The 13,415-nt window shown below is 63.5% G+C and carries 15 protein-coding genes; 3 read left to right on the top strand and 12 right to left on the bottom strand.

Annotated elements, in window-relative coordinates:
- Positions 1-35: 35 nt before the first annotated feature.
- The 8 genes from V1286_RS04560 to V1286_RS04525 all read right to left on the bottom strand — a co-directional run bounded on the left by V1286_RS04560 (position 36) and on the right by V1286_RS04525 (position 8,211).
- Complete coding sequence (locus tag V1286_RS04560; RefSeq protein ID WP_334477860.1) at positions 36-362, bottom strand: DUF2160 domain-containing protein; 327 nt, start codon at positions 360-362, stop codon at positions 36-38.
- 2 nt (positions 363-364) lie between these two features.
- Complete coding sequence (locus V1286_RS04555; protein ID WP_334477859.1) at positions 365-1,171, bottom strand: carbohydrate ABC transporter permease; 807 nt, start codon at positions 1,169-1,171, stop codon at positions 365-367.
- Entirely contained in the window at positions 1,171-2,073 is a 903-nt protein-coding gene (locus tag V1286_RS04550; protein ID WP_334477858.1) for a carbohydrate ABC transporter permease, read from the bottom strand. The genes V1286_RS04555 and V1286_RS04550 overlap by 1 nt, the downstream gene beginning before the upstream one ends.
- The gene (locus V1286_RS04545) at positions 2,073-3,158 is read right to left on the bottom strand and encodes an ABC transporter ATP-binding protein (RefSeq protein WP_334477857.1); all 1,086 of its coding nucleotides are present in this window, start codon (positions 3,156-3,158) and stop codon (positions 2,073-2,075) included. The genes V1286_RS04550 and V1286_RS04545 overlap by 1 nt, the downstream gene beginning before the upstream one ends.
- 12 nt (positions 3,159-3,170) lie before the next feature.
- On the bottom strand, positions 3,171-4,310 hold the full coding sequence (locus V1286_RS04540) for an ABC transporter ATP-binding protein (RefSeq protein WP_334477856.1): 1,140 nt from the start codon (positions 4,308-4,310) through the stop codon (positions 3,171-3,173).
- On the bottom strand, positions 4,307-5,851 hold the full coding sequence (glpD, locus tag V1286_RS04535; protein ID WP_334477855.1) for a glycerol-3-phosphate dehydrogenase: 1,545 nt from the start codon (positions 5,849-5,851) through the stop codon (positions 4,307-4,309). The genes V1286_RS04540 and glpD overlap by 4 nt, the downstream gene beginning before the upstream one ends.
- 273 nt (positions 5,852-6,124) lie before the next feature.
- A complete protein-coding gene (locus tag V1286_RS04530) occupies positions 6,125-7,366 on the bottom strand; it encodes an AAA family ATPase (protein ID WP_334477854.1) in 1,242 nt (413 codons plus the stop codon).
- Positions 7,363-8,211: an RNA ligase family protein gene (locus tag V1286_RS04525; RefSeq protein ID WP_334477853.1), complete on the bottom strand. Its 849-nt coding sequence runs from the start codon at positions 8,209-8,211 to the stop codon at positions 7,363-7,365. The genes V1286_RS04530 and V1286_RS04525 overlap by 4 nt, the downstream gene beginning before the upstream one ends.
- Before the next feature lie 173 nt (positions 8,212-8,384).
- On the opposite strand from V1286_RS04525, the gene V1286_RS38810 reads away from it, so the two are divergent.
- Entirely contained in the window at positions 8,385-8,555 is a 171-nt protein-coding gene (locus tag V1286_RS38810; RefSeq protein ID WP_417021238.1) for a CGNR zinc finger domain-containing protein, read from the top strand.
- Positions 8,556-8,565: 10 nt separating this feature from the next.
- Here V1286_RS38810 and V1286_RS04520 read toward each other — a convergent pair whose 3' ends face one another.
- A complete protein-coding gene (locus tag V1286_RS04520) occupies positions 8,566-9,399 on the bottom strand; it encodes a DeoR/GlpR family DNA-binding transcription regulator (RefSeq protein WP_334477851.1) in 834 nt (277 codons plus the stop codon).
- Positions 9,400-9,647: 248 nt separating this feature from the next.
- On the opposite strand from V1286_RS04520, the gene V1286_RS04515 reads away from it, so the two are divergent.
- The gene (locus V1286_RS04515; RefSeq protein WP_334477849.1) at positions 9,648-10,103 is read left to right on the top strand and encodes a nuclear transport factor 2 family protein; all 456 of its coding nucleotides are present in this window, start codon (positions 9,648-9,650) and stop codon (positions 10,101-10,103) included.
- A gap of 24 nt (positions 10,104-10,127) precedes the next feature.
- Here V1286_RS04515 and V1286_RS04510 read toward each other — a convergent pair whose 3' ends face one another.
- A complete protein-coding gene (locus V1286_RS04510; RefSeq protein WP_334477848.1) occupies positions 10,128-10,316 on the bottom strand; it encodes a hypothetical protein in 189 nt (62 codons plus the stop codon).
- Between the two features lie 142 nt (positions 10,317-10,458).
- On the opposite strand from V1286_RS04510, the gene V1286_RS04505 reads away from it, so the two are divergent.
- Positions 10,459-10,893, top strand: coding sequence for a glycine zipper domain-containing protein (locus V1286_RS04505; protein ID WP_334477847.1), 435 nt, complete (start codon positions 10,459-10,461; stop codon positions 10,891-10,893).
- Positions 10,894-10,896: 3 nt separating this feature from the next.
- Here V1286_RS04505 and V1286_RS04500 read toward each other — a convergent pair whose 3' ends face one another.
- Positions 10,897-11,325, bottom strand: a complete 429-nt coding sequence (locus tag V1286_RS04500) for an acyl-CoA thioesterase (protein ID WP_334477846.1) — start codon at positions 11,323-11,325, stop codon at positions 10,897-10,899.
- Positions 11,322-13,415, bottom strand: a complete 2,094-nt coding sequence (locus V1286_RS04495; protein ID WP_334477845.1) for a 3-hydroxyacyl-CoA dehydrogenase NAD-binding domain-containing protein — start codon at positions 13,413-13,415, stop codon at positions 11,322-11,324. Before V1286_RS04495 ends, V1286_RS04500 begins: the two co-directional genes overlap by 4 nt.

The raw sequence follows: 13,415 nt of genomic DNA, 5'->3' as shown, positions 1-13,415 counted from the left end.
CCCGGGTTGATCCCGGATCTGTCTTTTTCCGCTGTTCAGACGATGCGAAAAATCGCAACGGCCGAGACGAGCGAAATCACGGTTGCGAGCCACAGGCTCGATATTTCAACACCCTCTCCGATCGGAAGCGTCAGAAGCGGATCGATGCCGACAAAGGCGATCCACAGCAGATGGATGACGGCGGCGAGTACCAGCGAAATGAACAGGCGGTCGCCGCGCGTGGTCGGAATGCGCAGCACGCCGACGCGTTCGGCTTCGGGATAGGCGACCGCAAGCCACGTCATGACACCGAGCGTCAGCGCCAGCATCACGAAGAAGATCGCGGTCGGCAGCGTCCAGGCCATCCATGCGATGTGTTCCATGGCTACACCCGTCCCAGCGCGAAACCGCGCGCGATGTAGTTGCGGACGAACCAGATCACCAGGGCGCCGGGGATGATCGTGAGCACGCCGGCGGCCGCCAGCAGGCCCCAATCCATGCCGGCGGCCGAGACCGTGCGGGTCATGATCGCCGAGATCGGCTTGGCGTTCACCGAGGTCAACGTGCGCGCCAGCAGCAGTTCGACCCAGGAGAACATGAAGCAGAAGAACGCGGCGACACCGATGCCGCTCGCGATCAGGGGCACCAGGATCTTGACGAAAAAGCGTGGGAACGAATAGCCGTCGAGGAACGCGGTCTCGTCGATCTCGCGCGGCACGCCCGAGACGAAGCCTTCGAGAATCCAGACCGCCAGCGGCACATTGAAGATGCAATGCGCGAGCGCGACCGCCCATGGCGTATCGAACAGGTTGATCGCCGAATAGAGATTGAAGAACGGCAGCGCGAACACCGCGGCCGGCGCCATCCGGTTCGACAGCAGCCAGAAGAACAGATGCTTGTCGCCGAGGAAGCGGTAGCGCGAGAAGCCGTAGGCCGCCGGCAACGCTACCGCGATCGATATCACGGTGTTGATCAGCACATAGGTCAGCGAGTTGATGTAGCCGGAATACCAGCTCTCGTCGGTGAAGATGCGCTTGTAGTTCTCCAGCGTAGGCTGGTGCGGCCACAGCGTCATGGTAGTGACGATCTCGGTATTGGTCTTGAAGCTCATGTTGACGAGCCAGTAGATCGGCAACAGCAGGAAGATCAGGAACAGCGAGATGATGAGGCGCCGGCCGGGAATCGAATGCATCACGCGCCCTCCTTCTTGGCGGGGCGCTCAGTCCCGGCGTTGGTCATCACGGTGTAGAAGATCCAGCACACGATCAGGATGATCAGATTGTAGACCAGCGAAAGTGCCGCAGCCTTGCCGAGGTCGAACTGCCCGAGCGCGATCTTCACCAGCTCGATCGAGACGAAGGTGGTCGAGTTGCCCGGTCCGCCACCGGTCACCACGAACGGCTCGGTGTAGATCATGAAGCTGTCCATGAACCGCAGCAGCACGGCGATCAAGAGCACGCGGTTCATCTTCGGCAGTTGTATCGCCTTGAAGACCGCCCAGCGCGAGGCGCCGTCGATCTGCGCCGCCTGGTAATAGGCATCGGGGATCGACTTCAGCCCGGCGTAGCACAACAGCGCCACGAGGCTGGTCCAGTGCCACACGTCCATCACGATGACGGTGGCCCAGGCATCGAACTCGTTGGAGACGTAATTATAGTCGATGCCGAGGCTGTTGAGCGTATAGCCGAGCAGGCCGATATCGGGCCGGCCGAAAATCTGCCAGATCGTCCCGACCACGTTCCACGGAATCAGCAGCGGCAGCGCCAGGATCACGAGGCATACGGCGACGGTCCAGCCCTGGCGCGGCATCGACAGCGCTACCACGATCCCGAGCGGCACCTCGATTGCAAGAATGATGGCCGAGAACAGCAGGTTGCGGCCGAGCGAGGCCAGGAAGCGCCCGCCGAGATCGGTCGAGGGATCGAGCAGCTCCTTGAACCAGCCGACGCCGTTCCAGAAGAACTGGTTGTTGCCGAACGTGTCCTGCATCGAATAGTTCACGACCGTCATCAGCGGCAAGACCGCGGAGAACGCGACCACCAGGAATACCGGCAGCACCAGGAACCAGGCTTTCTGGTTGATGGTCTTGTCCATCAGGCAACCCCCTCGACCAGACGGCTGTCGGCATAGACGTGAACATGAGCGGGATCGAACACGAGCCCGACCGAGTTGTCGGACACCGAGAATCCCGGCGGCACGCGCGCGGCGAATTTGGCATCGCCGATCCGCACGCGGGCAAAACGCGCCCTGCCGAGGTCATCGATGCGCTCGATATTGGTCAACAGCAGGCCCGATGCGGGAGCGGCGATATTGACGAATTCCGGCCGCACGCCGATCTCGATCTTCGCACCCGCCGGCAGTACGCCGTAATTGCGGTGCAGGCCGATGACATGGCCATCGATGCGCGCCTCATGCCCGCTCACGAGGGCCGGCACGATGTTCATGCCGGGCGAGCCGATGAAATAGCCGACGAAGGTATGGGCCGGCTTATCGAACAGTTCTGCCGGCGTGCCGCTCTGCACCACGCGGCCGTCGTGCATGACGACGACGGTGTCGGCAAAAGTCAGCGCCTCGGTCTGGTCATGGGTGACGTAGATCATCGTGAGATCGAGTTCGCGGTGCAGCGCCTTCAGTTTCGAGCGCAACTGCCATTTCAGTTCGGGATCGATCACCGTCAGCGGCTCGTCGAATAGAACAGCCGCGACGTCGGAACGGACCAGGCCGCGGCCGAGCGAAATCTTCTGCTTGGCGTCCGCGGTCAGGCGCGTCGCCTTGCGGTCGAGATAGAACGTGAGGTCGAGCAGATCGGCGATCTTCCTCACCCGCGCCTCGACCTCGGCCTTCGGCACGCCGCGGTTCTGCAGCGGGAATGCGAGATTCTGCCCGACCGTCATGGTGTCGTAGATCACCGGAAACTGGAACACCTGCGCGATGTTGCGCTTCTGGGTTGACAACGGTGTGATATCAGCGCCGTCGAACAGGATTTTGCCGCGCGAGGGCGTGACGATTCCGGAAATCAGGTTGAGCAGCGTGGTCTTGCCGCAGCCCGACGGGCCGAGCAGCGCGTAGGCGCCGCCCTGCCGCCAGGTCATGGTCACCGGCTTCAGCGCAAACGATTCGAGGGCAGCGCCATTGCCGCCGTAGGAATGCGCGAGATCGACGAGGTCAATGCGTGCCATGTCGCATCTCCCTCAATTGCTTTTATTTTTTGACGCGTTTTCTTCACGCGAACCGCTACGCACTTCGCTTGAAAACGCTATTTCCGGCGCGGCGACCAGACGGTCGGCGGCGTCGAACACGAAAACATTGTCGGGATCAAGCACGGCATCGAGCAAATGGCCGGGCTCGTATTCATGCACGCCCGGCAGCACTGCTACCCAGTTGGAGGCACCGCGGTTGAGATGCACAAAACTTTCAGAACCGGTGATCTCGGTCACGGTGACGGTGGCGTGAAACGCGTGGCGGCCGGCGACACCATTCGCCACTTCGAGCTGATGGGCGCGGAAACCGACGCGATAGGGGCCGTCGGCGAGCGACGCATAGAGGCCGGTGGCCGGCGCCTGGCTGCCGCCGGCATATTGCACTGAACCGCTCTTCTTCTCGATACCGACAATGTTGAGCGGCGGATCGGAGAACACCTGCGCGACCCGCAGCGTATCGGGCTGGCGATAGACTTTTGAGGTGTCGCCGGCCTGCAGAACCTTGCCTTCCCACATGCAGACGGTGTTGCCGCCAAGCAGAAGCGCTTCCGAGGGCTCGGTCGTCGCATAGACGAAGATCGCGCCCGACGCCTCGAAGATGCGCGGCAGTTCGGTGCGCAGCTCCTCGCGCAGTTTGTAATCGAGGTTGGCGAGCGGCTCGTCCAGCAGAACCAGATCGGCGCCCTTGACCAGTGCACGCGCGATCGCGGTGCGCTGCTGCTGGCCGCCGGAAAGCTGCAGCGGCGTGCGCCTCAGATAGGGCTCGAGCCGCAGCAACTTTGCGGCTTCCTGGACGCGCCGGTCGATCTCCTCGCGCGGCCTGCCCTGCACCCGCAGGGGCGAGGCAATGTTCTCGTAGACCGTCAGCGAGGGATAATTGATGAACTGCTGATAGACCATCGCGACCGAGCGCTGCCGCACGTCGAACCCGGTGACATCCTTGCCCTCGACAAGCACGCGGCCGGTCGTCGGCCGATCGAGGCCGGCAAGCAGCCGCATGATCGAGGTCTTGCCTGACAGCGTCGGTCCGAGCAGCACGCTCAGCGTACCACGCTCAAGCGTCAGCGAGACATCGCGAATGGTCGCCATGCCGTCGACGGTTCGCGTGACATGTTCGAGCGTGACGCTCATGTCCGCCCTCCCGCTTCACGCAAGGGACGTTCGCCGGGGGCGCGATGGGCTTTAATCCACTCATCGAGCGCGGCAATTTCATCCGGCGACAGCCGCAGCCCGAGCTTGGACCTTCGCCATACCACGTCATCGGCGGTGCAGGCCCATTCGTTCGACATCAGATACCTGACTTCGCTTTCCGTCAGGGTAGCGCCGAACGACTGGCCGAGGTCGGCAAAAGATTTCGCGCTGCCGAGCAATTTTGTCGCACGCGTGCCATAGGCATGCGCGAGCCGGTTGGCATGCGCATGGCTAAGGAACGGATATTTCCGCGTCAGTTCCGCCGTCAGCGCGGCGACCGCCGAAACATCCATGTCGCCGCCGGGCAGCGGCGACTTGCCGGTCCAGCCTTCTTTCGCTTTGGCGCTACGCAAATAGGGCGCGAGCCGCTCCAGCGCTTCTTCCGCCAGGCGCCGATAGGTCGTGATCTTGCCGCCATAGATTGACAGCAGCGGCGCACCGCCGGGCGTATCGAGTTCGAACACGTAGTCGCGCGTCGCAGCTTTCGCTTCGCTGGCGCCGTCATCATACAGCGGACGGACGCCGGAATAAGTCCAGACCACGTCCGCAGGCAGCACCGGCTTTTTCAGGTACTCACTGGCCGACGCGCAGAGGTATTGAATCTCCTCAGGTGAGGCCTTCACCTTGGCCGGATCGCCGTCGTAATCGCGATCGGTGGTGCCGATCAGCGTAAAGTCGTCCTGATAGGGAATGACGAAGATGATGCGGCCGTCGGCGTTCTGGAACATGTAGGCGCGGTCATGCTCATAGAGCTTGCGCACCACGATGTGCGAGCCCTGCACCAGCCGCACTTTTGCGCGCGCATTGACGCCGGAGCCCGCGGACAGCACCTGTTCGACCCACGGCCCTCCGGCGTTGACCAGCGCGCGCGCCTGGATGGTCGTGCGCTCTCCACTGGTCGTATTCTCGACGGTGACCTGCCAGATGCCGTCGACCTGCCTGATCTCGACCGCGCGCGAGCGGGTATGGATTTCGGCGCCGCGATCGGCGGCGTCGCGCGCGGTCAGCACGACGAGGCGCGCGTCATCGACAAAGCAATCGGAATATTCAAAGCCCCTAGTGTAGCGGTTGGCAATCAGAGGCTTGCCCACCTCGTCATGGACGAGATCGACCGAGCGCGTCGGCGGCAGCAGATGTCGGCCGCCGATATGGTCGTACAGAAACAGCCCCAGCCTGAGCAGCCAGGCTGGGCGCAAGCCGGAGTGGTGCGGCAAAACGAAACGCAGCGGACGGATAATGTGGGGCGCAATCTGCCAGAGGATCTCGCGCTCGATCAGCGCCTCTCGGACCAGCCGGAACTCATAATATTCGAGATAACGCAGCCCGCCATGCACCAGCTTGGTCGACCAGGACGACGTCCCGCTCGCCAAGTCATTCATTTCACAAAGGAAAACGGAATTGCCCCGGCCCGCCGCATCGCGCGCGATGCCGCAGCCATTGATGCCGCCTCCGATAATGGCGAGGTCGAATACCCTATCCACCGAAACGCTTCCCCGGCGATCGCCTCTTCACTTCGGCGATTTCACTTTCGGATGGGAGTTAATCACAAACAAAAACGAAAGCAAGACGGGAGCGGTGGAAACGGAGCCGAAAGCAGCTCGAAACCGGTGAGTCGGCGCAGAACGGCTACAAATTGGCCGGCGTGGTCAGCTCCCGCGACGTGGCAGCGGGACATCCGCTCGGGACGTAAACACCGACGGAAGTGCCTGATATCGCGATCCAGTCCATTGCCGCAGGCCACTCCCCAGAATTTGCTAGCGCGGGCACGAGCCTTCTTTCTCTCGCTTATCTCCGGCAGGCCCTTTCAGGAGGTCGGGGGCAGCCTCGGGAGCGACCATCTCGGGCTTTGGCACCGGGCGGAAATCGGACCCGATCCAGACCACGTCATGGGCCTCGAGCAGTGTTGGTGGTTCCCATTTCTCGATCATCGAATCCAGCACCTTTTCCGGAACGGACGCCTCACGCTCCCGGTTCTGTTTGCGGATCCTTGCCTCGGGCACGTCGAACGCGTGGACCGTGACGTGGGCGTCGTAAGCTATCGCGAGCTTCGTAATTTTGGACCGCTGAAGCCTCGTCAGGTTGGTGGCGTTAAAAACGAAGGGCGCCTTGGCGCGGAAGTGAACACGGCAGGCCTCCACTGTGGCCTGGGCGACGCGCCCCTGGTTGTCGGTCGGGGCGACGTCCATTGCCTCCCGCGTCACATCGAACGAGACATGGCCGTAATCCTTCAGGACGCTGCGGACGTAGGTATCCTTGCCGGATCCCGGCAGTCCAGACAGCACGATCACACGGGAGCCCTTCGGCGGCCGAGGCTCAAAGAACAGGCTGTCGGCCACGCCGCGGGCGAAACGCAGGCGCGCCTGGCTCGAGGCGAACGGCCACGGCCCGTCCAGGCATTCGCATTCAGCCGCCGCCAAACGCACCAGATCCATCTCGTCCTCTGCCGTCAAAGGATCGGCGCAGATACGCCCCCTGTTGTCAGCCTTCGCCAGCATCGTCAGTTCGTAGAGAGAGCTGAGGGTCGACAGTCGAGCCAGCGCGGGCCGGTGATCACCGTCGGTTTTGAGGACGCGAAAGATCTGCTGATGGCCGAGCACGTGCGCGAACACATCGAACCGGGCGTGAACCGGGACGCCAGCGCGCCACAGGTCTCGCCAGGCGCGGTAGGCGCCCTTGGAGGCGTGATGTGGATGCGACACCCGTAGGCGCCCGAGTTCCTCGTCGAAGACTTCCGTGCGGGTTTCTGGCTTCGATACGTCGTGCCACAGCACCGCCAGGGCCATGACGTTGCGCCGGTCCGGCGGCAGCACCTGGAATTCGGGGTCGGCGAGCAAACTGTCCATCACCAGGCGGGTGTGGGTCAGAACGTCCCCTTCGGCGTGGTAAATCTTGTCCTGGATGCACGCGGCCATGTCGCTGGCGTACGGAAATTCCGCCTCGATCGCGCGCCACTCGACGGCGCCGTCTATTCCGAAGGTCTTCCAGTCGATGCTCATGGCGCAGCCTTTGCGATCGCGCCGGGGTGTGCAAACAGATCGACGCCGGGGGCCAGACGGTTCTCGATGATCGGTCGCGAGGCCCAGTGCGAGCCGCTGTCGAGAATGTGCTGGACGAAGGCCGCCCGAACGAATTTTCCGCGTTCCAGGGTTTCGCCTCGCTCGTTCTCCACTTTCAGATAGACGCCTTCGGACAGGTCGGTGTCGTCGGTCTCGGCAAGGGCCCGGGCGGGATCGACGCCGGCCGCGGTGGCCGCCGTCTTCAACGATTCGCGCCAATTTGGCGTCTTGTAGACCGAATTGCGGACCAGCTTCGGCACGTCACGGTCCGCCACCCAGCCTTCGTGAACGACGTGGACCGGAACGATCGGCAAGCCGTCGAGCACGCTCGCGCGGGCCTTCGTCGAGAGGAAGACATTCCGTTCGCGATCGTACAAATCGTATGTGAGCAGCAAATGCGGCAGGTTGTCGTACGCCGCGCTGTGCTTGGCGGCCATCCATTCCCCATATAGGACGTAGCGCTTGCCGAGCGCGTCGCGAAAATCGCTCTCGAAGGTCTGGGCCCAGGCCTTGTACATATCGAACTGCCGCTCGCGGCTGCCGCCGTTCAGCGAGTGACCGCGCGATTGCAGTACCATGTCGCCCTCGGCGGGGGCGAACGACAGCCCGGCATTGGCGCCGTCGGCCTTCTCCTCCCAGACGAACAACAGATCGCGACCCTTCAGCGACGCCATCGACAGACGGTCGTCCTCATCGCCCTTCTGCAGCGCCGACCCGGCCAGGTGGCGGGTGCGCGGATATTTCAGGATCGCGTGCATGCCTTTCCATACCGTCCCGGCGGGCATGTCGCAAATTCGGAACGGCCAGCGCGGCAACCCGATCTCGACGCACTATCTGCTGCGATCCGGGCGGCACACGCGGCTCGGACGCTGGTCGCATTGCCCTCTCCCGGCTTGGCCAACCGCCGCTGGTCTCCTGCGCTGGCGCCTGAAACTCCCTTGCATGCTGTGCGCTCGCGATCGAGCGTCTGCTCGTTGACGAGCCGCGCAAAAGAATTCGCAAATGCGGAGCCTCAGACTGCGACGTCTACTACCTCGACACCAGCAAGGGCCGGCGTCGGCAATGGTGCAGCATGAAAGGGTGCGGAAATCGCGAAAAGCAACGGCGATGGCGATGCGCGACGCAATAGAGGCGAAGCGCTATCGCAATCGAACGGCGGCGGGAGGAGGAAGCGGCTCGCCCGGCTCATCGATATCCGCCGCCGGCTTGTCCATCGCCTCGACTACCTCGATGCCGCGATGGCTGCAGATGCTGGCAAGGCCCGCCGGCAGCGGCGCGTCGGTCACAAAGGTCTGGATCTGGCTGAGATGGGCGATGCGCACCGGCGCGCTGCGGCGAAGTTTGGTCGAATCCGCGACCAGCATGACGCTGCGCGCATTGGCGATGATCGCCTGCGCCGCCTGCACCTCGCGATAGTCGAAGTCGAGCAGCGCGCCCTCCTCGTCGATCGCGGATGCGCCGATGATGGCGTAGTCGACCTTGAACTGCCCGATCAGGCTGATCGCGGTCGAGCCGATCACGGCGCCGTCGGCACGGCGCACCGCGCCGCCCGCCACGATCACCTCGATGCGCGGGTGCCGATACAACAGCATCGCGACGTTGAGGTTGTTGGTGATGACGAGCAGGTCCTCATGCGAGGTCAGTGCGCTCGCGACTTCTTCCGTCGTGGTACCGATGTTGATGAACAGCGAGCAGCCGTTCGGGATCCGCGACGCGGCGGCGATACCGATGGCCCGCTTCTCCTCCGCCGCCACGAAGCGCCGCGCCTCATAGGCTAGGTTCTCGACGCCGGACGCGATGATGGCGCCACCGTGAATGCGGGTCAGCGAGCGCTGGTCGCAGAGGTCGTTGAGATCCTTGCGGATGGTCTGCGCCGAAACCTCGAAACGCTTGGCGAGGTCCTCCACCATCACCCGGCCAAAGGCACGAGCGATGTTGAGGATTTCAGTCTGACGATGGGACAGTCCGGCCACGGCGGCACCCTTGAGATATGGACTTGAGATATGGGCCTGGGGCACAAAGTTGCCGTTATGGTGCGGCTGATTGGGGCTGCGGTCAACGAGGGAGATTGGCCGCAGGGGCGTTTGGCAGGGCGAAACAACGAATCCTGGTTAAGGCAACCGCCCCCGAAGCCGTGCGAGCCGCACCATGCGCGGCCGCTCGACAAGGCAATTTGTCGCTGCAACACTGTAAACACAACCAGAAACGAATGGAGGAAACCATGAACATCGATCGTCGCCAGCTCGCCTTGCCCGTACTCGCACTTGGGCTTGGGATTGGGCTCATGAGCGCCGTCCCGGCTTTTGCCGGTGCGGACGAGGATGCCATTGCGAAGAACGTCGAAGCCTTCCGTGCGGGGCAGGCAGCCGGCAATGCCGAGGCGATCGCCTCGCTCTGCGCCGAGGAACTCAGCTACAGCCACTCGAACGCCAAGGTCGACACCAAGGCGGCGCTTCTCGATGGCATCGCCAAGGCCAACTACAAATGGACGTCGCTCGAATACAAGGATCCCACGATCCGCGTCGTCGGCCCGACCGCCATCGTGCGCTTCAACTTCGTCGGCGAGCAGGAGTTCAACGACGGCAAGAAGACGCCGCAGAACCTGCACATCCTGATGAACTGGCAGAAGCAGGGCTCGGACTGGAAACTGCTGTCTCGGGCGGCCACCAAGCTCTGACCTTTGCAAGCCGGTCGCTGGCGGTTACGCCGCCAGCGGCATCCCGCTGGCTAGCCGCCGGGCCGCACGCTCGGCCTCGCGTGGGTTGCGGAATAGCTGCCCTTCCAGCCGGTCGAAACGATGCGAGGCGGCGAAGAACCGATAGCCGTCCGGACAGCGCACAATGATCCCGGCCGGCTGCGAGCCGACTTCGATGATAAAGGTGTCCGACATGGCCCAGCCTCTGATTTCTTCCGGGCTTCCAACGGGTTGCACGGAGAATTGTTCCGCCTCCACCGTTGCGCCGTGAGGCCAAATTATGTCAAAGCTGGTCGCGGAATAGCGAGCGAATCGTTCAAATGGCCGGAGAACTGACATGATGCCGAAATTCGCGCTCTCGCTGCTGGTTGCCCTTGCGGTTTGCGCGCCGCTCCAGGAGGCTGCGGCGCAGGAAAGCACGCTCGGGGGCGCGCTGTTCGGCGGCGCCGCGGGCGCCATTGTCGGCGGCGCGCTCGGCGGCGGCCGCGGGGCTGCGATCGGCGCCATCGTCGGCGCAGGCACGGGCGCGGCAATCGGCGCCCAGGGCGAGCCGCGGCCTGGCGGTTATCGCTACTATCAAGGCGGCTGCTACGTGGAGCAGCCCGGCGGCTGGCAGGAAGTTTCGCCGCGCTATTGTGGTGTCCAGGCGCAATACGCACCGCCGCCGCCCCAGTATTATGACGACACGCCGCGCTGCATGCGCTATTCGAGCTATAATCCGCGCCGTGGCACGTTCATCGGCCGTGACGGCTACGAGCGTCCCTGCCCGTAAGGTTCAGGTCTGTATGGCACCATCCGGCCGCACCGCCTGCGGCCGGCCGTCATCGTCGATCGAGACGTAGGTGAAGTTGCCGTCGGTCACCAGGATCGACTGCAACTCCTTGCGGCGCACGACCCAGGCCTCGAGATGGACTGTGATCGAGGTGCGTCCGACCCGCACCAGATGGCCGTAGACGGAGACGAGATCGCCGACATAGACGGCTTTGCGAAAGTTCATCGCCTCGATAGCGACCGTCACGGTGCGGGATTTCGCGATCTTGGAGGCGAACACGCCGCCGCCGATATCCATCTGGCTCAATAGCCAGCCGCCGAAGATATCGCCATTGGCGTTGGTATCGGCCGGCATCGCCAACGTGCGGATGCAGAGATCGCCGCGCGGCTCGGTTTCGGTTGAGGGCGGGGCGTGCACATGCGTCTCCGTCACTTGAAATTCTCCCAGCCCGCATCTGGCGTGAACCTCCTGCCGAACTTGTCGGTCAGGGCATCCAGCGTCGAGACGACATTGTCCACACCACGGGTTCGCGCGTAGTTCAGAGGACCGCCACGGAACGGCGCGTAGCCGGTGCCGAAGATGACAGCGCCGTCGACCACGTCGGCATTGTCGACGATCCCCTCGCGCAGGCAGGCGACGCAGACATTCGACATCGGCAGCATCAGCCGGTCGATCATTTCCGCTGATGGTTCCGAGATCGCGGACATGCCGCCGGTGTCGGCCTTGCCGTCCTTCCATGTGTAAAAGCCCTTGCCGGTCTTGCGGCCGAGTTCGCCCTTGGCGACTTTCTCGCGCAACCAGGCCGGCGTCGGCGGCAGCATGTCGCCGAACTTCGAGCGCAGCATGTCGCCGACATCGAGGCAGATATCGAGACCGACCTGGTCGGCCAATTCAATGGGCCCCATCGGCATGCCGAACTTTTTCGCGGCGGCGTCGATGACGGTCTTGTCGATCTTCTCGTCCAGCATCACCATCGCCTCCAGCATGTACGGCGTCAGCGCGCGGTTGACGAGAAAGCCGGGCGAGGATTTCACGGGCAGCGGCAGGCGATCAATGGCGCCGACAAAGGCCAGCGCCTCTTTCAACAATTGCGCATCCGTGCCGTCATGGCTGACGACCTCGACGAGTTGCAGCCGCGAGACCGGATTAAAGAAGTGCAGGCCGAGCAGCCGCTCGGGCCTCGAGAGCGTGGTGCGCAGGTCCTGCAATGGAATGCTCGAGGTGTTGGTGGCGAGGATCGCGCCCGGCTTCATGACAGGCTCGAGCCCGGCATAGACCTTCTGCTTCAGCTCCAGTTTTTCCGGCACCGCCTCGATGATGAGGTCCGCGTTGCGGACGCCCTCGGCCTGTATGTCCGGCATCAGCCGGTCGAGCGCATCGCGCACTGCGGTACGCTTGCGTAGAATTTTTCCGTAGAGATCAGCGGCGCGCTTGATCGCGCCCGCGATCGGCTCCGGCTTCATGTCGGCGAGCGTCACCCGAAAATCCTGGCCGGCGCACCAGGCGGCGATGTCACCACCCATCGCGCCCGCGCCGATGACGTGAACGTGCTCGATCTTGTTGCCGCTGCCGGCGAGCTTCTTCATCTGCTCGCGCAGGAAGAAGACGCGGATCAGGTTTTGTGCGGTCGGCGTCACCATCAGCCTGGCAAAGGACGTCTTCTCCGCGCTCAACATCGCCCGGCGGTCGCCGCCATGCTTCTCCCAGAGATCGATCAGCGCGTAAGGCGCGGGATAATGCGCTTCCGGCGCGACCTTGGCGGCCTCACTGCGCATGCGGCCGGCGAGGAAACCTCTGACGGGACCGAGGCTGAGAACATTGTTGAGCATCCCGGGCCGCGAGCGTTTCAAGCGGCCGGACACGGCGTCTTTCACGGCGTTGCGAACATGCCGCTCCTGCGTCACGGCGTCGACCAGCCCGAGCGATTTTGCCTTGCGCGCATCGATGGTCTTGCCGGTCAGCATCAGCGGCATCGACTGCATCGGATTGACGAGCTGCGTGAACCGCACGGTGCCGCCGAGGCCGGGATGCAGGCCGAGCATCACCTCGGGGAAACCAAACCGCGCGTCCTCGATCGCAATCCGCATCTGGCAGGCCAGCGCCACTTCGAGGCCGCCGCCGAGGCAGAAGCCATGGATCACAGCCACGCTCGGAACCCGCAGAGCCTCTAGCCGGTCGATCACCGCATGCGCACGGCCGATCTCGGTCTCGACGGCCGCCACATCGGTCGCGCCGCGAAACGCATTAACGTCGGCGCCGGCAATGAAGCCGGATTTTTTGGCGGAACGAATAACGAGGCCGGTGGGACGCTGGCCTTCCAGCTCCGCCAGCACCTTGTCGAGTTCCTCGATCAGGTCCGCCGAAAGCGTGTTGGCGCTGGTGCCTTCGCGGTCGAACAACAGCCAGGCGACGCCGTCGGCATCGCGGGTCAATTTGAAGTTCTTGTACGGCCCTTCAGCATCGGGCTTCGGCCCGAGTTCGAGCACGCGATCGCCGAGAACGTTCATGATCTGTGAATCCAT

The sequence above is a fragment of the Bradyrhizobium algeriense genome (assembly GCF_036924595.1).
Lineage (GTDB): Bacteria > Pseudomonadota > Alphaproteobacteria > Rhizobiales > Xanthobacteraceae > Bradyrhizobium > Bradyrhizobium algeriense.
Note: the sequence above shows the minus strand (reverse complement) of the source record. Positions and strands in the feature narration are given on the sequence as shown.